This window comes from Curtobacterium sp. MCBA15_008 (assembly GCF_001865065.1).
Taxonomy (GTDB): Bacteria; Actinomycetota; Actinomycetes; order Actinomycetales; family Microbacteriaceae; genus Curtobacterium.
On the sequence record NZ_MJGN01000007.1, the window covers coordinates 46,799 to 63,264 of the forward strand.

The 16,466-nt window shown below is 70.5% G+C and carries 15 protein-coding genes and 1 pseudogene; 8 read left to right on the top strand and 8 right to left on the bottom strand.

Annotated elements, in window-relative coordinates; all coding sequences use genetic code 11:
* Positions 1 to 5: 5 nt before the first annotated feature.
* Complete coding sequence (nrdI, locus tag BIU96_RS03490; protein ID WP_071291227.1) at positions 6 to 422, bottom strand: class Ib ribonucleoside-diphosphate reductase assembly flavoprotein NrdI; 417 nt, start codon at positions 420 to 422, stop codon at positions 6 to 8.
* 108 nt (positions 423 to 530) lie between these two features.
* The gene (nrdH, locus tag BIU96_RS03495) at positions 531 to 764 is read right to left on the bottom strand and encodes a glutaredoxin-like protein NrdH (RefSeq protein ID WP_017886897.1); all 234 of its coding nucleotides are present in this window, start codon (positions 762 to 764) and stop codon (positions 531 to 533) included.
* A 433-nt stretch (positions 765 to 1,197) separates the two neighbouring features.
* On the opposite strand from nrdH, the gene BIU96_RS03500 reads away from it, so the two are divergent.
* The 3 genes from BIU96_RS03500 (at position 1,198) to BIU96_RS03510 (ending at position 3,984) form a co-directional block, all read left to right on the top strand.
* On the top strand, positions 1,198 to 2,403 hold the full coding sequence (locus BIU96_RS03500) for an MFS transporter (RefSeq protein WP_071291228.1): 1,206 nt from the start codon (positions 1,198 to 1,200) through the stop codon (positions 2,401 to 2,403).
* Positions 2,404 to 2,553: 150 nt separating this feature from the next.
* The gene (locus tag BIU96_RS03505; protein ID WP_071291229.1) at positions 2,554 to 3,372 is read left to right on the top strand and encodes an aldo/keto reductase; all 819 of its coding nucleotides are present in this window, start codon (positions 2,554 to 2,556) and stop codon (positions 3,370 to 3,372) included.
* Positions 3,373 to 3,411: 39 nt separating this feature from the next.
* Entirely contained in the window at positions 3,412 to 3,984 is a 573-nt protein-coding gene (locus tag BIU96_RS03510) for a hypothetical protein (protein WP_071291230.1), read from the top strand.
* On the opposite strand, the gene BIU96_RS19305 is transcribed toward BIU96_RS03510, so the two are convergent.
* Positions 3,981 to 4,319, bottom strand: coding sequence for a hypothetical protein (locus tag BIU96_RS19305; RefSeq protein WP_071291231.1), 339 nt, complete (start codon positions 4,317 to 4,319; stop codon positions 3,981 to 3,983). The two genes, BIU96_RS03510 and BIU96_RS19305, sit on opposite strands and share 4 nt — an antisense overlap.
* Positions 4,320 to 4,418: 99 nt before the next feature.
* On the opposite strand from BIU96_RS19305, the gene BIU96_RS03520 reads away from it, so the two are divergent.
* Both BIU96_RS03520 and BIU96_RS03525 read left to right on the top strand, forming a co-directional pair.
* Positions 4,419 to 5,285 (top strand): LysM domain-containing protein, encoded by an 867-nt coding sequence (locus tag BIU96_RS03520; protein ID WP_071291232.1) that lies wholly within the window; start codon positions 4,419 to 4,421, stop codon positions 5,283 to 5,285.
* Positions 5,286 to 5,347: 62 nt separating this feature from the next.
* Positions 5,348 to 5,809: pseudogene (locus tag BIU96_RS03525) on the top strand (ribonuclease H); the annotation flags it as partial.
* Positions 5,810 to 5,956: 147 nt separating this feature from the next.
* Here BIU96_RS03525 and BIU96_RS03530 read toward each other — a convergent pair.
* The 3 genes from BIU96_RS03530 to BIU96_RS03540 all read right to left on the bottom strand — a co-directional run bounded on the left by BIU96_RS03530 (position 5,957) and on the right by BIU96_RS03540 (position 9,382).
* Positions 5,957 to 6,208 carry a DUF6458 family protein gene (locus BIU96_RS03530; RefSeq protein ID WP_071291234.1) on the bottom strand — a complete coding sequence of 84 codons (252 nt, stop codon included), beginning with the start codon at positions 6,206 to 6,208 and terminating at the stop codon, positions 5,957 to 5,959.
* A gap of 67 nt (positions 6,209 to 6,275) precedes the next feature.
* Positions 6,276 to 6,806 (bottom strand): GNAT family N-acetyltransferase, encoded by a 531-nt coding sequence (locus tag BIU96_RS03535; protein ID WP_071291235.1) that lies wholly within the window; start codon positions 6,804 to 6,806, stop codon positions 6,276 to 6,278.
* 5 nt (positions 6,807 to 6,811) lie between these two features.
* Positions 6,812 to 9,382 carry an RNA helicase gene (locus tag BIU96_RS03540; RefSeq protein WP_071291236.1) on the bottom strand — a complete coding sequence of 857 codons (2,571 nt, stop codon included), beginning with the start codon at positions 9,380 to 9,382 and terminating at the stop codon, positions 6,812 to 6,814.
* Between the two features lie 122 nt (positions 9,383 to 9,504).
* Here BIU96_RS03540 and BIU96_RS03545 point away from each other — a divergent pair, with 122 nt between their 5' ends.
* The gene (locus BIU96_RS03545; RefSeq protein WP_071291237.1) at positions 9,505 to 10,524 is read left to right on the top strand and encodes an LLM class flavin-dependent oxidoreductase; all 1,020 of its coding nucleotides are present in this window, start codon (positions 9,505 to 9,507) and stop codon (positions 10,522 to 10,524) included.
* 471 nt (positions 10,525 to 10,995) lie between these two features.
* On the opposite strand, the gene BIU96_RS03550 is transcribed toward BIU96_RS03545, so the two are convergent.
* Together BIU96_RS03550 and BIU96_RS03555 are read right to left on the bottom strand one after the other, a co-directional pair.
* Entirely contained in the window at positions 10,996 to 13,455 is a 2,460-nt protein-coding gene (locus tag BIU96_RS03550) for a glycoside hydrolase family 3 C-terminal domain-containing protein (RefSeq protein WP_071291238.1), read from the bottom strand.
* A gap of 38 nt (positions 13,456 to 13,493) precedes the next feature.
* A complete protein-coding gene (locus BIU96_RS03555) occupies positions 13,494 to 14,762 on the bottom strand; it encodes an MFS transporter (protein ID WP_254785935.1) in 1,269 nt (422 codons plus the stop codon).
* Between the two features lie 131 nt (positions 14,763 to 14,893).
* On the opposite strand from BIU96_RS03555, the gene BIU96_RS03560 reads away from it, so the two are divergent.
* Together BIU96_RS03560 and BIU96_RS03565 are read left to right on the top strand one after the other, a co-directional pair.
* The gene (locus BIU96_RS03560) at positions 14,894 to 15,484 is read left to right on the top strand and encodes a TetR/AcrR family transcriptional regulator (RefSeq protein WP_071291239.1); all 591 of its coding nucleotides are present in this window, start codon (positions 14,894 to 14,896) and stop codon (positions 15,482 to 15,484) included.
* 106 nt (positions 15,485 to 15,590) lie between these two features.
* Positions 15,591 to 16,454 (top strand): NAD(P)-dependent oxidoreductase, encoded by an 864-nt coding sequence (locus tag BIU96_RS03565; RefSeq protein ID WP_071291260.1) that lies wholly within the window; start codon positions 15,591 to 15,593, stop codon positions 16,452 to 16,454.
* Positions 16,455 to 16,466 lie beyond the last annotated feature (12 nt).

Here is a 16,466-nt window from a genome sequence, read left to right on the forward strand (position 1 = left end):
CGACGTCAGATCGACGTCTGCAACTGCTGCGTCCAAAATGCATCCAATCCTGAGTTGACCGCCGACACGTCGTCAGGGGTCCCGAAGAGTTCGAAACGGTAGAGAAGGGGGACGTTGCACTTCCGCGCGATGACGTCCCCGGCGAGACCGTAGGCCTCGCCGAAGTTCGTGTTGCCGCCGACGACCACCCCGCGGATGAGCGAGCGGTTGTGGGCGTCGTTGAGGAACTTGATGACCTGCTTGGGGACCGCGCCCTCACCGTTGCCGCCACCGTAGGTGGGCAGGAACAGCACGTACGGCTCGTCCACGTGGAGGAAGGGCTCGCTCGGGTAGAGCGGGATCCGGTCCGCGTCGCGGCCGAGCTTCTCGACGAAGCGCGCGGTGTACCCGGACACGCTCGAGAAGTAGACCAGTCGGCTCATGGTGCCCCTCCGGGTGAGAAGGTGCGGACAGACGGACCGGGGTGCCCGGCGGCGATGAGTCGAGCGTCCTGAACGAGCTCGGTCACCGTCCGCCGGACGGGAGACGCCTTACGCCAGCTCGGCGCTGAGGGTCGCGATCTTGTCGGGGCGGAAGCCCGACCAGTGGTCGTCATCGGTGACGACGACGGGGGCCTGCATGTAGCCGAGGCTCTTGACGTGCTCGAGCGCGGCTTCGTCGGTGGAGACGTCGTGCACTTCGTACTCGATGCCCTTGTTGTCGAGCGCACGGTACGTCGCGGTGCACTGGACGCAGGACGGCTTGGTGTAGACGGTGACGGCCATGATCTCCCCTGGTTCTGCTGATGCTGTGGTGGTTGTTCTGGTGCCTGTGGACCGGTGTCCCTGCGCCTGGTGAACGGTGCCCGTCGAAGCCGACTGGGCGCAGTTCCGGGGCGAGTGCTTTCCGGTGACTCGATACTACATCTAGTGGCCGACACCGCGAGCGACCACAAGAGAAAGTGTTACAGCCGTGTAGTTCTCCACAGGCCGTCCACAGTGTGGATGGTCTGCGGGCCCGTCCCGAAGGCCGGTTTTCCGCCACTCTCGCACCGACCTCCGACATCCATCCACACCTTGTGGAGCAGATTGTCCCCCGGTGTGGAGACAGGACGACGGCGTGTCGCGTTCGTCCTCCACAGGGGCGTTCCGGACGGACGATCCACCGCCGCCCCCGGACGGGTGACACCCTGCTCCGCCCGGTCCGTACACTCGTCCCGTGAGCACGTACGGACCCCTGCTGAAGACCCCCGGAGTCGGTCGCGTCATCGCCGCGCAGCTCACCGCACGCTTCCCGTTCGGCATGCTGTCGCTCGCCTACCTGCTCCACGTCGAGCACGTCTTCCACTCCTACGGGGCGGCCGGGCTCGTCCTCGCCACCACCAGCGTCGGGCAGGCACTCGCCGGCCCGCTCACCAGTCGGTGGATGGGCAGCTGGGGCATGCGGCCCGTCCTCGTCCTGACCAGCCTCGTCGCGCTCGTGAGCATGGGCGTCATCGCGTTCGTCCTCATGCCGCTGTGGGGCTACGTCGTCGTCGGCTTCCTCGGCGGCCTGGCGGTCCCGCCCGTGCAGCCCGCGGTGCGCACCATCTACCCCAAGATGGTGACCTCGTCGCAGCTCACTCCCCTCTTCTCCCTCGACGCCAGCGCGCAGGAGCTCATCTGGGTCGCCGGCCCGGTCATCACCACGTTCGTCGCCACGCAGGTCGGCACGGTCCAGGCGATCGTCGTCGCGATGGTCTTCCTGGTCGTGGGCGGCACGTGGTTCATCGCCTCCCCCGAGCTCGGTCGCGTCCGCATCCCCCGCTCCAAGCGCGCGTTCGGCGTCGTGCTGAAGCGCCCGTCCGTGGTCGTGGCGACCCTCACCGGCCTCCTGCTCATCGGGGCGTGCGCCGCGGTCGAGGCGAGCGTGACGAGCGTCTTCGGCGAGGGCAGCCCGAACGCCGGCATCGTCCTGGCCGTCTTCGCGGTCGGCTCCCTGATCGGCGGGTTGGCCCTCGGACACCGCCCCATCTCGCGGAACACCCTGTGGACCCGCATGGCGATCGTCTTCGCCGGCCTGGCACTCGCCGTCGGCGGCACGAACTTCTGGTGGCTCTGCTTCGCCCTCGTCATCGCGGGTGCGGGAATCGCCCCGGCCCTCGCGGTCATGTTCGGCTCGGTGTCCGCCACGGTGAAGTTCTCGGACACGGCCGAGGCCTACGGCTGGATGGGGACCGGGCAGCTCATCGGTGCGGCCGGCGGATCCGCCGTGGCCGGCTTCCTCATCGACATGCACGGTGCGAGCGGCGGCATGACCGTCGGCGCTGTCATGGCCGCCGTCGGCGTCGTCCTGCCCCTCGTCATGAAGCGGTGGCTGCCCGACCTGCGCGGTCGCGACGCCAGCCCCATCCCCGACACCGAGCCGGTCAACCTCCCGACCTGACCCGGCTCCCCCGCGCACCTGGTCGAATCAGGCGTAGAGGGTCGTTTCTTCTCACCAGGTACGCCCGAAAGCACCAGGTACCCCCGAACGGAACGGACGAGCCGACCTGGAGGCGCGGCGCACCCCCGCCACGATCGGCAGGATGGGTGCATGGTCACCTCAGTCCCCCTCCGCGACGGCGCCACGATCCCCGCGATCGGCTTCGGCGTCTACAAGGTCGACGACGCCGAGGCGGAGACAGCCGTCGGTCTGGCGCTCGACTCCGGCTACCGGCACGTCGACACAGCAGAGATGTACGGCAACGAGACCGGCGTCGGGAAGGCGATCCGTGCCTCCAGGCTCGACCGTGACGACGTCTTCGTGACCACCAAAGTGTGGAACGACCACCAGGGGCGCGACGCGACCCTGCGGGCGTTCGACGGCAGCCTCGAGCGCCTCGGGCTCGACGCGGTCGACCTCTACCTGATCCACTGGCCGGCCGCCGCGAACGACCGCTACGTCGACACCTGGCGGGCGCTCGTCGAGCTGCGGGAGTCCGGCCGCGCGCGCAGCGTCGGGGTCTCGAACTTCCAGGTGCCGCACCTCGAGCGGATCATTGGTGAGACCGGCGAGGTGCCGGCCGTCAACCAGGTGGAGCGGCACCCGTGGCTGCCGCAACGCGACCTGATGGACTTCCACCAGCGGCACGGCATCGTGACCGAGGCGTGGTCGCCGCTCGGGCGCGGGCGCCTCATCGACGAGCCGGTCCTCACCCGCATCGCCGACGCGCACGGGGTGACCGTCGCACAGGTGCTCGTGCGGTGGAACGTGCAGCAGGGCGTTGTGGTGCTGCCGAAGTCCGTCACGCCGTCACGGATCCGGTCGAACCTCGACGTCGACGGCTTCGTGCTGAGCGACGACGACCTCGCAGCGATCGCGTCGCTCGAGTCCGGGCAGCGGACGGGATCGCACCCGGACTCGGTGGCGTAGCGCCGAACACGGTCCGCTGCGCATCCGTAGGTTCGGAGTGTGAACGATCCTCAGCGCACTGCCCGGGAGCATCTCCGGCCCGACGAGCAGCTCTACTGGGCCGGCGCGGGCGATCCGTCGAAGGTCTTCTCCGGCAGAGACGGACTCCTCGTCCCCTTCTCCGTGCTGTGGTGCGGTTTCGCCGTGTTCTGGGAGGCGAACGCGCTGACGTCGGGCGCGCCAGTCTTCTTCGCCCTCTTCGGGGGCGCCTTCGTGCTCATCGGCCTGCACCTCGTGTTCGGGCGCTTCCTCGTCAAGCGACACCGGAAGCGTTCGACGACCTACGCCCTCACGAACCGCCGAGCGCTCATCATCACGCCCCGCGGCTCGCGTGAGGTACCGGTCGGACGGACCGATCGGACCGTCACCTGGACCAGTGGCCGACGCCACTGCTCTGTCGAGTGGAACTCCGACGGCGCCGCTGGGGTGTCGGCCCTGTTCGGATGGGCTGCGACCGCCCGGATCTACGCCAACACCGGGCTCGACGGACTGTTCGGCCCGCAGGTGTTCGCGTTCTGGGACGTCCGCGACGGCGAGGAACTCGTGCGGGAGCTCGACCGGGTGTCGCGCTAGCCCTTCCGGTCCTCCTCGGACTGCCACGGCAGGTTGAGGTCGCCCGGCTCCGGCTCGACGTCGCCCGCGTCGTCAGCGCCACCGGTCCCCGGTGCCGCGACGATCCGCGACGGGTCGATGCCGTCCTCCTCCAGGTCGGCTCGATCGCGCTGCTGGGTCTGCGACGCTTCCGTCTCCCGCTCGCTCGACGGGCTGTAGGAGGTGTCCGCCGCGCGCTGCTCCCGCTCCCCCGAACCCTGCTCGTCGTCGTGTTGCGTCCGCTCGCGCAGGGCGTCGGTGCGGGCTCGGTCGTCGGACGGTTCGGGCCCGGGTGCGTTCGGGATGCTGTCGCTCATGGCACGGACGGTAGTCCGTGGGTCCCGGGTACCAGTTCGGTCACGACGTCCGGGTCGGGGCCGGGATGCTCGCTACGATCTCGGCGAGGGGGAACGACGATGCAACGAGCAACGACGCGACGGGGACGCACGGCCACGGCGCTGGCCGTCGGGACGGTGGTGACGGGGCTGCTGCTCACCGGGTGCACGGCGTTCGGTGGGGACGGCAGCGTGCCGAAGCCGACCCGGCAGGCCTCGGTCGACGGCGGCGGCGGGACGCCTGGGCCGAACGCGACGCCCGGCACCGAGCAGGCCAGCTCCGATCAGGCGTTCCCCGAGGGGACCGTCGTCGCCGAGACCGAGGCGGTGTCGAAGAGCGGTGACACCCGGATCCACGTGCGCGTCGTCGCCGACGACCGAGGGACGTTCGAAGCGGAGTTCTCCGGCTACCACACGACCGAGCCGCAGCCGATGACGGTCGAGTTCCGGCGGAAAGCGGCGTACGGCGACTACTGGGACAACCAGGCGATGGGGAAGACGACCTGGGACGTCGCCGGGCCGGTCCCCACCGGTGTGAGCCTGCGCACCGCCGGGCAGCACCCGGACTTCCTGCACGACGTGGTCCTGGTCCCCGCTCCGTCCGGCAACGGCGTCGACGCGGAGCGGCCGTGGGTCGGGTCGGTCCTCGGGCTCGGCACGCTCGACTGGAAGATCCCGAACCCGTTCCCGGACATGCGGGTCACCGTGGGGAAGGCCCGTCCCGGCGCCTACGGGTACGTGTTCGACCAGGACGGCGAGCACTACGACGGGCAGCACGGCACGCCCACGCGGTACCAGGTGGCCCACGGTGACGACCAGACGACGGTCGCGAAGCGCTTCGGGATCACCGTCCCGGAGCTCCGCTGGCTGAACCCGACCATGCAGATCGGGAACGACGGCTGGATCTACGAGGACACCGTCCTCGACCTGGACCCGGCCGCGCGCTGAGCGATGGGGGTCGGTGCCGTCCGTTACGGTTGACCAGCACTCGCACCAGCAGGAGGTCCCCCGTGACGATCGTCGCCGCAGCAGACGGCTCAGCCCTCGGCAACCCCGGCCCCGCCGGATGGGCCTGGTACGTCGACGACGACCGGTGGGCAGCCGGCGGCTGGCCCCGAGGGACGAACAACCAGGGCGAACTCACCGCCGTGCTGCAGCTCCTGCGTGCCACGAAGGACACCGGCGAGCCGCTGCACATCCTCTGCGACAGCCAGTACGCCATCAAGGCCTGCACCGAGTGGCTCGCCGGCTGGAAGCGCAAGGGCTGGCGGAAGGCCGACGGCAAGCCGGTCCTCAACGTCGAGATCATCAAGGAGCTCGACGCCGAGCTGCAGGGCCGCAAGGTCACCTTCGAGTGGGTGCGCGGCCACATGGGTCACGAGATGAACGAGGCCGCTGACGTCCGCGCCCGCGGTGCCGCGACGGCGTACCAGCAGGGCACCGACGTGCCGCACGGCCCGGGCTGGCCCGGCGTCGATGTCACCGAACCCGCCGCGCTCCCCGAGGCGACCCCGCCCGCGACCCTGTTCTGACCAGCGCCGCGACGTTCTGACCAGCGCCGCAACGACCTGAACGCCCGCCGCGTCCGCTCGAACGACCGACCGCGGCGAGCGCGTCACTCAGTACGTGCCGTCGCGGCGGTCCTGCCGCGTGATCTGCTCCCCCGACGCCGGGTCGACGCCCGAGCGGGTGGTCGTGGTGGTCCGGCGCCCGCCGAAGGCCACGGCGAGGCTGATGATGAGCAGCACGACGCCGGCCGCCATCAGGATGTAGCCGATCAGTCGCAGGTCGACGCCGGCGAGCTGGATGTTCAGGGCGAACGCCACGATGGCGCCGATGACGATCAGGGCGATGCTCGATCCGATGCGCACGGTGGGGTGTCCTCTCGATGGCCCCGTGACCGGGCGGCCCGGGGCTGGCGTCGAACCTACCCGGTCGTCAGAGCAGCCGTTCCCACAGCGCCACGGTGCTCTCGAGGTGGTCGTACCGGTACGGCTTCCGCTCCCCCGTCGGCTCGTAGCCGAGTGCCCGCCAGAACGGTTCCGCGACCTCCGCGTTCGTGGCGACGATGCCGAGCCGGAGCCGCGCGACTCCCGGTGCCGAGCGGGCACGATCGACGACGGCCTCGTGCATCGCCGCCCCGAGCCCTTCCTGCTGCCGGTCGCCCCGCACGACGAGCAGGCCGATGAAGGCGAACGACGCCGACGGGTACCCGATCAGCACGTCCGCGAACGCGACCAGCTGTGCGCCGTCCCACAGTCCGATGCCGTACTTCCCAGAGGCGTCGCGACCGCCGACGCCCGGACCGCCGGCCCCGAACCCGTCCGGCACCGACAGCAGCGCGCTGAGCCCGTCCGACGGCCCGGGCGGGTACCCGGTGATCCGCTCGGCGTAGTCGGGGATGCTCTCCAGCAACTCCTGCAGCGCATCGACGTCGTCCGCGCCGAGGTCACGCACGGTCACCGCCACGGGGTTCAGTCCACGTCCACTTCGGACCACCCGTCGAACCGGCCGATCTCGGTCACCCGCACGACGGCCTCGCCCGCTTCGTCCGAGGCGTCGAGGTCGATCGTCGCCGAGAACCCGAAGTCCCGGTCACCCGACGGGTCGGCGAAGGTCTGCCGCGCCCGCCACACGCGCGGGCTCGACGCCGCGCCCGTCTCATCGAGCGCCAGGTACTGCATCGACCGGGCGTCGGCATCCGTCCCGACCTCGTCGTGCGACTCGTAGTACTCCTCGAGCACGGTGTCCCACGCGGACCGGTCGAACCCGTCCTGCGCGTCGAGCTCACCGAGACCGTCGGGGTCGTCCGCGGCGGCGAGCAGGACCCGCTGGAACAGCGCGTTGCGGACGAGCACGCGGAAGGCCCGCACGTTGCCGGTGAGCCGCGCGGGCTGTGGCGGCGCGATCTCCTCGTGCTCCTCAGCGGCGAGCAGCACGTCCCCGTTCATGAGCGCTTCCCACTCGTCGACGAGCGAGGAGTCGGTCTGCTTCACGACCTCGCCGAGCCACTCGATCAGGTCGTCGAGCTCCTGGGTCCGCTGTTCCTCGGTGATGGTCTGCCGCATGGTGCGGTAGGCGTCGGACAGGTAGCGGAGCACGAGCCCCTCGGACCGGGTGAGCTGGTAGAACCGCACGAAGTCACCGAAGGTCATCGCCCGCTCGTACATGTCGCGCACGACGGCCTTCGGGGACAGCTGGAAGTCGAGGACCCAGGGCTGCTCGGCCGCGTACGCCTCGTACGCGGCCTCGAGCAGCTCGTTGAGCGGCTTGGGCCACGTGACCTCCTCGAGCAGCTCCATCCGCTCCTCGTACTCGATGCCCTCGCGCTTCATGCGGGCGACCTCTTCGCCGCGCTCCTTGAACTGCTGCTGCGACAGGATCGCTCGCGGGTCGTCCAGTGTCGCCTCGACGATCGAGACCATGTCCAGCGCGTAGCTGGGGGAATCGGGGTCGAGCAGCTCGAACGCGGCGAGCGCGAACGGTGACAGCGGCTGGTTGAGCGCGAAGTTGGGCGCGATGTCGACCGTGAGTCGGTAGGCGCCGTCGACCTTCTCGATCACCCGCGCGTTGATGAGGGTCCGGGCGATGACGAGTGCCCGCCGGGCCATCGCGAGCTGCCGGGAGCGCGGTTCGTGGTTGTCGTAGACCAGCGACCGGACGTCCGCGAAGGCATCCCCTCCACGGGCGACGACCGAGAGCACCATCGCGTGGGTGATCCGCATCCGCGACACCATCGGCTCGGGCTCGGCGCCGATCAGCCGCTCGAACGACGCCTGCCCCCAGGAGACGAACCCCTCGGGGGCCTTCTTCCGCTTGATCTTGCTCTTCTTCTTCGGGTCGTCGCCGGCCTTGGCCACGGCCCGGGCGTTCTCGATGTCGTGCTCGGGGGCCTCGGCGACGACGTCACCCTCGGTGTCGTACCCGGCACGTCCGGCACGTCCGGCGATCTGGTGGAGCTCGCGCGCGGACAGCTGCCGCATCTTCGTGCCGTCGAACTTGGTCAGCCCGGTGAACAGCACCGCGCGGATCGGCACGTTGATCCCGACGCCCAGGGTGTCGGTCCCGCAGATCACCGGCAGCAGTCCGCGCTGGGCGAGCTGCTCGACGAGCCGTCGGTACTTGGGCAGCATGCCGGCGTGGTGCACGCCGATGCCGGCGCGGATCAGGCGGGACAGGGTCTGTCCGAAGCCGGCGCTGAACCGGAAGCCCGCGATCGCTTCCGCGATCTGGTCACGACGCGCCCGATCAGCGACGCGAGCCGACATGAGCGACTGTGCGCGTTCCAGCGCCGCGGCCTGCGCGAAGTGCACGATGTAGATCGGCGCCTTGCCCTCCTCCAGCAGCCGCTCGACGGTCTCCTGCACGGGCGTCATCACGTACTCGTACGCGAGCGGCACGGGGCGCGAGACACCGGTCACGCGGGCCGTCGGCCGTCCGGTCCGCCGCGACAGGTCGTCGGCGATGGTCGTCACGTCGCCGAGGGTCGCGGACATCAGGAGGAACTGCGCCCGCTCGAGCACGAGCAGCGGGACCTGCCAGGCCCAGCCGCGGTCGGGGTCGCCGTAGAAGTGGAACTCGTCCATCACGACGACGTCGACGTCGGCGTCCGACCCCTGTCGGAGCGCGAGGTTCGCCAGGATCTCGGCGGTGCAGCAGACGATGGGCGCGTCGGCGTTGACGCTCGAGTCGCCCGTGACCATGCCGACGTTCTGGGCACCGAACAGGTCGACGAGCTGGAAGAACTTCTCCGAGACGAGCGCCTTGATCGGTGCCGTGTAGTAGCTGCGTTTCCCCTCGGCGAGCGCCGCGAAATGCGCTCCGGCGGCCACCAGCGACTTGCCCGTGCCGGTGGGGGTGCTGAGCACCACGTTGTTGCCGGACACGAGTTCGATGAGTGCTTCGTCCTGCGCCGGGTAGAGCGGTCGTCCGCCCTCCGCGGCCCACGCGGCGAAGGCCTCGTAGACCTCGTCGGGGTCGACGGCGCCGCCGTCGGCCGCGGGGAGCGCCGCGACGAGCGGTGGCAGGGTGGTGACGTCCGTCATGCGTCCATCCTCCCAGGTACCACCGGGGCGGACGGGAGGCGCGGGTCGGGGCCGCCCCGCGCCTCCAGTCCGATCCGTGACGGACCAGAGCGTCCCTCGATGCGTGCGCATAGACTCGCGTCGTGCGCGAACTCGGCTTCCTCTCCTTCGTCCCGAACCACGGCGGTACCGCCGGCGCGGCTGCCGCGCTCGAGGACGGGCTTCGCCTGTTCGAGACGGCCGAGTCCCTCGGCTACGGCACCGGCTGGGTCCGGGGGCGGCACTTCGAGCCGTTCCTGACGAGCCCGATGACGTTCTTCGCGGCGGCGGCGCAGCGGACCAGCACGATCGGGTTCGGCACCGCCGTGCTCGGCATGCGCTACGAGGACCCGGTGCGCCTCGCCGAGGACGCCAGCACGGTCGACCTGCTCAGCGGCGGTCGCGTGCAGCTCGGCATCAGCACGGGCATCGCCGGCTACGGACCGATCCTCGACCCGGTGTTCGGCGGATCGGAGCGGAGCTTCCGCGACGAGGCCGAGGCGCGGGCCGCACGCCTGCTCGAGGTACTGCAGGGCGAGCCGCTCGGAAGCGCGGGCAAGGGCTACGAGAGCATCCCCGCCGGTGCCGACCTGACGCTCCAGCCACTCAGCCCCGAGCTCCGGAACCGGGTCTGGTGGGGTGGCGGCAGCATGGGCACCGCGGTGCGCACGGCCGAGAAGGGTCTGCTGTTGCACTGCTCGACGCTCAACACCGAGGACACCGGCGCACCCTTCGCCGAGGCGCAGGCGGACCAGATCGTGGCGTACCGCGAGCGCTTCGCCGCGTTGCGCCCCGACCGCACGTCGAAGGTCGCCGTCGGCCGGATCGTCGTGCCGCTGCTCGACGACCACGACCGCGCCGTGCACGAGGAGTTCCTCACCGGGTACGCCGCCGGCATGGACGACGAGGGTCGCCCGCTGTCGGGCACGCCGCCGTTCCGGTTCAGCACGGTGCTCTCCGGCGAGCCGTCCGCGATCGTCGACGCCCTGCTCGCCGACCCGGCCGTCACGGCGACGGACGAGCTCGTCATCACCCTGCCGGCGAACGGCGACGCGGCGTCCCACGAGCGGATCCTGCGCATCGTCGCCGAGGAGATCGCGCCGGCCGTCCGCGTCGCGGGCTGAACCGCGGTCGACGCGGGCTGAGCCACCATCGAGGGGGCCGACGAGGCTCCCCACGAGGACCAGGGCATCCGGCTGGGCCCGCGCCGAGGTTGGTGAGTCCCCGGGAGCCCGGCCGGATGACCATCTCGTCCCTGATCCGCACGAGATGGTGCACTCATCGTTCCACCTACCGAGCGGTTTGTCACACTGACTTGCGGTTACTGGCCGGGAAACATGACGATCGATCACCCGTTTCTCCAGCGCCGCAAGAAGTCAATCGGTTGACGTGAGGAAAAAACGAATGCGTCCCCGCGCGGACGCGGGGACGCATTCTTGACGCACCGGGGCCACCAGGGCTCCATCGGCCGGATCAGGAGACCGTGTCGCACGCGTGGCGACCCCGTTCTCGGTGCGCACGCCGACGGTAACCAGCCGCCTGGCGCAAGTAGATGCTACTGAATGAAGATCAGGTCAGCGCGGAAACCGGACGAATCACTCCAATTCGAGGGCCACCGTGCTGGATACGTCAGCAACCGACGCACCCACGTGCAGCGTGAAGGCGCCCGACTCGTACTGCCAGGAGCCGTCCCAATGCGCGAACGCCCGCGCCGGGACCTCGATCGAGACCTCGGTCGACTCCCCCGCGCCGAGGCGGACCGGGGCGAACCCGACGAGCCACCGCACCGGACGGTCGACGGCCGAGTCCTCCCGCGATGCGTACACCTGCACCACGTGCTTGCCGGCCCGGTCGCCCGTGTTCGCCACCGTCGCGGTCACGATCACCGCGTCGCCCTCGCGGACGGTCGGGGTCGCCGTGACCCCGTCGATCGTCCAGGTCGTGTAGCCGAGGCCGTGCCCGAACGGGTACGCCGGCTCGGTCCCGGCGCGGAGCCAGGCGCGGTAGCCGATGTGCACACCCTCGTCGTACGCGACCTTCCCGTCGACCGGCGTGACGTCGAGCACGGGGACGTCGGCCATCGCGACCGGCCACGTGGTGGGCAGGCGACCGCCAGGCTCCTGCGCGCCGGTGAGCACGTCGGCGAGGGCGTTGCCGTACTCCTGCCCGCCGAACCAGGTCAGCAGGACCGCGGCGACGTCGTTCCGCCACGGCATCTCCACCGGCGACCCGGCGTTGACGGCCACGATCGTGTTCGGGTTCGCGGCGGCGACGGCACGGACCAGGTCGTCCTGGTGCCCTGGTAGCGCGAGCGACGAGCGGTCGTACCCCTCGGACTCGACCTTCGAGTTCGTCCCGACCACGACGACGGCGACGTCCGCACCGGTGGCAGCGGCGACGGCGGCGTCGATGAGCACCGTCGGGTCCTCGTCGGAGGGCTCGGTGCCGAACTGGTACGCGAGCACCCCGCCGAGCGTCTCGTCCTGGATGACGTCGTACTCGATGCGGATCGCGACGTCCTGCCCTGCGGTCACCGACACGGGCACCGAGCGCGCCGGCGGGTTGAGGAACGCCGCGCCGAGCTGGTCGCCCTCGAACGCCACGTCCTCGTCGAGCACGAGCTCGCCGTCGATCCACATCCGCGACCGGCCGGCTGCGCCGATGCCGATCCGCACTGTGCCGGTCGACTCGGCGGTGTAGGTCGCGGTGATGTCGAGCCGGTCGGCCTCGCGCGTGGGGGCGTCGCCGCCGAACCAGAACAGCGCCGTGGCACGGCGGTCCTCGACGAACAGCTCCTCGCCGTCCTTGACGAACGCGACCCGCGCTCCGGGCTCACCGGTGCCGGGGTTCGTGATGGTGGACAGCGGGAACTCCGCGATGCCCTCCTGCACGACGGCACCGATCGCGTAGTCGACCGTGGCGCCCGGGAACGCTGCACGGATGCCGTCCAGCGGCGAGACGACCTGCGACGGCACGACCGTGGCCGAGCCACCGCCCTGCGTGCGGGCCTGGTCGGCGTTGTGGCCGATCACCGCGATGCGCGAGACGGCGGGGGCATCGAGCGGCAGGACACCGGTGTTGCGGACCAGGACGGTGCCCTCGGCCTCGGCCTCGCGGACGAACGCGACGCCGTCCTCGACGTGCACCGGCTGCGCGGCCACGGGCTCGAAGCCCTCGAGTGCGCCCACGCGGGCGGCCAGGGTCAGGATGCGGCGGACCTTGCGGTCGATCGCCGCCATCGGCACCTCGCCGGACTGGACGGCGGCGAGCAGCGGACCCTCGCTCCACCACGGGTTCGGCCCGGGCATCGCGACGTCCTGCGACGCCTTCGCCGAGTCCACCGAACGCACCCCGGTCCAGTCGGACACGACGATGCCGTCGAAGCCCCACTCCGAGTTCAGCGGCGTCTCGAGCAGGTCGTTCTCCGACGCGGTGACCCCGTTGATCGCGTTGTACGACGACATGACCGCCCAGGCGTGCGCCTCGGTCACGGCCTTCTCGAACGCGAGCAGGTACAGCTCGCGCAGGGCCCGGTCGGAGACCTCGGTCGACGCGGTGAAGCGGTCGGTCTCGTAGTCGTTCGCGATGTAGTGCTTCGGGGTCGCGGCGACACCGTTCTCCTGCACACCGTCGACGTACGACGTAGCCAGGTCACCGGTCAGGACCGGGTCCTCGCTGAACGCCTCGAAGTGCCGGCCGCCGAGCGGCGAGCGGTGCAGGTTGATGGTCGGGCCGAGGACGACGTCGACGCCCTTGCGGCGTGCCTCGACGGCTGCTGCGGCGCCGTAGCGCTTCGCGATCGCGCGGTCCCAGGACGCCGACAGCGCGGTCGCCGAGGGCAGGTTCAGCGACGGGTCGCGCTCGTCCCAGACCTCACCACGGACGCCCGAGGGGCCGTCCGACATCAGGATCCGGCGCAGCCCGATCTCCTCGATGGGCCAGGTGGTCCAGAAGTCGCGCCCGGTCAGGAGCTGCACCTTCTCGTCGGTGGTCAGCCGGTCGACGAGCGCATCGATGTGCTCGGCCGTGCTGGAGGCAGGGTTCACGGTGGTCACGGTGGTCGGTCCTTTCGTTCAGAGCCTGGGAAGCGTGGTCAGCGCACGCCGCGGATGCGGGACACGGAGACGATCCCGAGCAGCCCGACGACGGCGCCGGTGATGAAGAAGCCGCTGTAGCCGCCGGTCAGGGCGATCACCCCGGGAGCGGCGGCGGGCACGATCGACTGCGGCAGGGCCTGCGCGATGTTGACGACGCCGAGGTCCTTCGCGTTGTCCTCGTCGGACGGCAGCACGTCGGTGATGAGTGCCAGGTCGACGGCGTAGAAGACGCCCATCCCGGCGCCCATCACGAACTCGCCGACCAGGACCATGCCGAGCGACGGCGCGAGCGCGATGATCACGAGCCCCACCACGCCGACGATCCCGGCGACCGCGACGAAGAGCTTCCGGCGGCCGAGCTTGTCGGACAGCCAGCCGGCGACGAGCGACGTCAGGACGATGCCGACCACGTTCCAGAGCGTGCCCTGGAACACCGCGTTCGCCAGGTTCGAGGCGTTCACCCCGATGTCGTCGCGGAGGAAGTAGGTCAGGTAGCTCACGGCCGTGTACTGCGCCGCGACCATCATGAAGCGCGTCAGCCAGGCCCAGCCGAGGTCGGGGTGCTTCACGGGGTTGAACACGAACGAACCGAAGAGCTGCCCGATGCCGAGCCGCGAGGTCGGACGGTTCGGCAGCACACGGTCGCGGAAGAGCAGCGCGTACAGGACGACCACGACCGAGCCGATGGCACCGGGGACGATCATCTGCGTCGCCGACGTGGAGAACAGCTGCACCAGGAAGGTCCCGCCGACCAGCGCGAGGTTCTGCGCGAGCCCGAGGAGCGCCGCCACGCGACCGCGCTGCGAACGGGTGACGTGGTCCGGCAGCACGGCGGTGAGCGCGGCGATGGTCGCGTTGTAGGCGATCTGCGCGACACCCCAGCCGATCACGAGCACGACGGTGGACGACGTCGTCGCGACGACCACGAGGGCTGCGAACCCGACCACGGTGCCACCGATGATCCACGGACGACGCATGCCGAGCCTCCCGGCGGTCCGGTCGCTGAACCGACCGGCCAGGGGGTTGGCGACCATCGCGGCGAACGCGCCGATGCCGAGGGCCAGGCCGAGGACACCGGCCTGGTTGTCGGGCGCGATCTCGGCGACCTTGAGCGCCATGGCGACGAGCACCGGCGGCAGCAGGGCGATGTACAAGCCGAGCATCGCGATCGGCATGCCGAGCGTGTACATCAGCGGTCCACCGCGGCCGTGGGTCGGGGCGACCGCAGTCGGGGTGTCTGAAACGGTCCGGGCGTCGTTGGCCACTGCAGCCTTCTCTCGGGTACGCCACCGACGTCGGTGACTCGCACGCCTCCTTCGGCGGCTCCGGCCACCGTACCACCAAAACCAACTACCGCTAGGTTTTGCGGATCGCCGGCGGACGGTAGGGTCCTGCCATGACACGACGGGGTTCGTACGCGAAGGGCATCGCGAAGCGCGAGGAGATCCTCACGGTCGCGCTCGACCTCGTCGCGCAGCAGGGCTTCCGGCGGACGAGCATCAAGGACATCGCCGACGCGGTGGGCCTGACCCAGGCCGGGCTCCTGCACTACTTCGACTCGAAGGACGAGCTCTGGGTCGAGATCCTCCGGCGCCGCGACGAGATCGACCTCGCGCACGACTGGCACGCCGAGGACCCCGCCGCCCTGCTCGCGGCCATCGTCCGGCACAACACCGAGGTTCCCGGGCTCGTGCAGATGTTCGTGAACCTGTCCGCGGCTGCCGCGACCGACCCGGAGCACCCGGCGCACGAGTACTTCCGCGAACGCTACGAGCGCAGCCGGCGCGACCTCTCCGCCGACTTCCGCGCCATGCAGGAGGACGGTCGGCTCCGCGCCGACGTCGACCCCGTCGAGCTGACCAGCGTGCTGCTCGCGGTGTCCGACGGCATGCAGATCCAGTGGCTGTACGACCCGACGCGCGACATGGCGCAGCACGTCGAGCTGGTCGCGCGGCTCGCGATCGCGCAGACGGTCCCGTCGGCCTAGCCGGGAGGCGCGGCGAGCCCCCGACGGGCAGGTACCGCCAGTGCCTGGTTGTGTCCAGGGCACGCACGGCAAGATGGGGCTCCCGACGACGATGTGGAGTGACGCGATGACGCGTGTAGTGGTGACCGGTGGCAGCGGCAAGCTCGGACGAGCGGTGGTGCGCGACCTCGATGCGCACGGGTACGACGTGGTCCTGGTCGACCGCGTGCCCTCCCCCGACAAGCCCGAGCGGGTCCAGTTCGTCCGCACCGACCTGACCGACCACGGCCAGGTCCTGAACGTCCTGCTCGGCGTCGACGACCGGTACGACCACGTCGACGCGGTGGTGCACCTGGCGGCGATCCCGGCTCCCGGGCAGGTGCCCGACGTCGCCCTCATCACGAACAACGTGACCTCGTCGATCAACGTCTTCCACGCCGCACGGGCCGCGAAGATCAAGAACGTCGTGTGGGCGTCGAGCGAGACCCTGCTCGGCATCCCGATGGGCGAGCACCACCCGCCGTACCTGCCGGTGGACGAGGACTTCGCGGTCCGCCCGCAGTCCTCGTACTCCCTCGGCAAGGCCGTGGAAGAGGAGATGGCCCGCCACTTCACCCGCTGGGACCCCGAGCTGAAGATGATCGGCCTGCGGTTCTCCAACGTCATGGACGAGTCGGACTACCCGGCGTTCCCGTGGGACGCCAGCCCCGAGGCGAAGACCTTCAACCTGTGGTCGTACATCGACTCGCGGGACGGCGCCCAGGCCGTCCGGAAGTCGCTCGAGGCGGAGCTCACCGGCTTCGAGGCGTTCGTCATCGCGAGCCCGGACACCGTGATGGACACCCCGACGATCGAGCTCGTAGAGCAGTTCGTGCCCGACATCGAGCGCCGCGCGGACATCGACGGCGTCAGCTCGCTGCTGTCCTCCGAGAAGGCGCGCGAGCTGCTCGGCTACGCCCCCGAGCACACCTGGCGCAACCACCGCTCCTGACGCCCGCCCGCC

Bases quoted from the DNA above. Each gene is read 5' to 3' on its own strand.
- BIU96_RS03565 (WP_071291260.1), top strand. From the start codon at position 15,591: ATGACGCGTGTAGTGGTGACCGGTGGCAGCGGCAAGCTCGGACGAGCG.
- nrdH (WP_017886897.1), bottom strand. From the start codon at position 764: ATGGCCGTCACCGTCTACACCAAGCCGTCCTGCGTCCAGTGCACCGCG.
- BIU96_RS03520 (WP_071291232.1), top strand. From the start codon at position 4,419: ATGCAACGAGCAACGACGCGACGGGGACGCACGGCCACGGCGCTGGCC.
- BIU96_RS03560 (WP_071291239.1), top strand. From the start codon at position 14,894: ATGACACGACGGGGTTCGTACGCGAAGGGCATCGCGAAGCGCGAGGAG.
- nrdI (WP_071291227.1), bottom strand. From the start codon at position 422: ATGAGCCGACTGGTCTACTTCTCGAGCGTGTCCGGGTACACCGCGCGC.
- BIU96_RS03540 (WP_071291236.1), bottom strand. From the start codon at position 9,382: ATGACGGACGTCACCACCCTGCCACCGCTCGTCGCGGCGCTCCCCGCG.
- BIU96_RS03505 (WP_071291229.1), top strand. From the start codon at position 2,554: ATGGTCACCTCAGTCCCCCTCCGCGACGGCGCCACGATCCCCGCGATC.
- BIU96_RS19305 (WP_071291231.1), bottom strand. From the start codon at position 4,319: ATGAGCGACAGCATCCCGAACGCACCCGGGCCCGAACCGTCCGACGAC.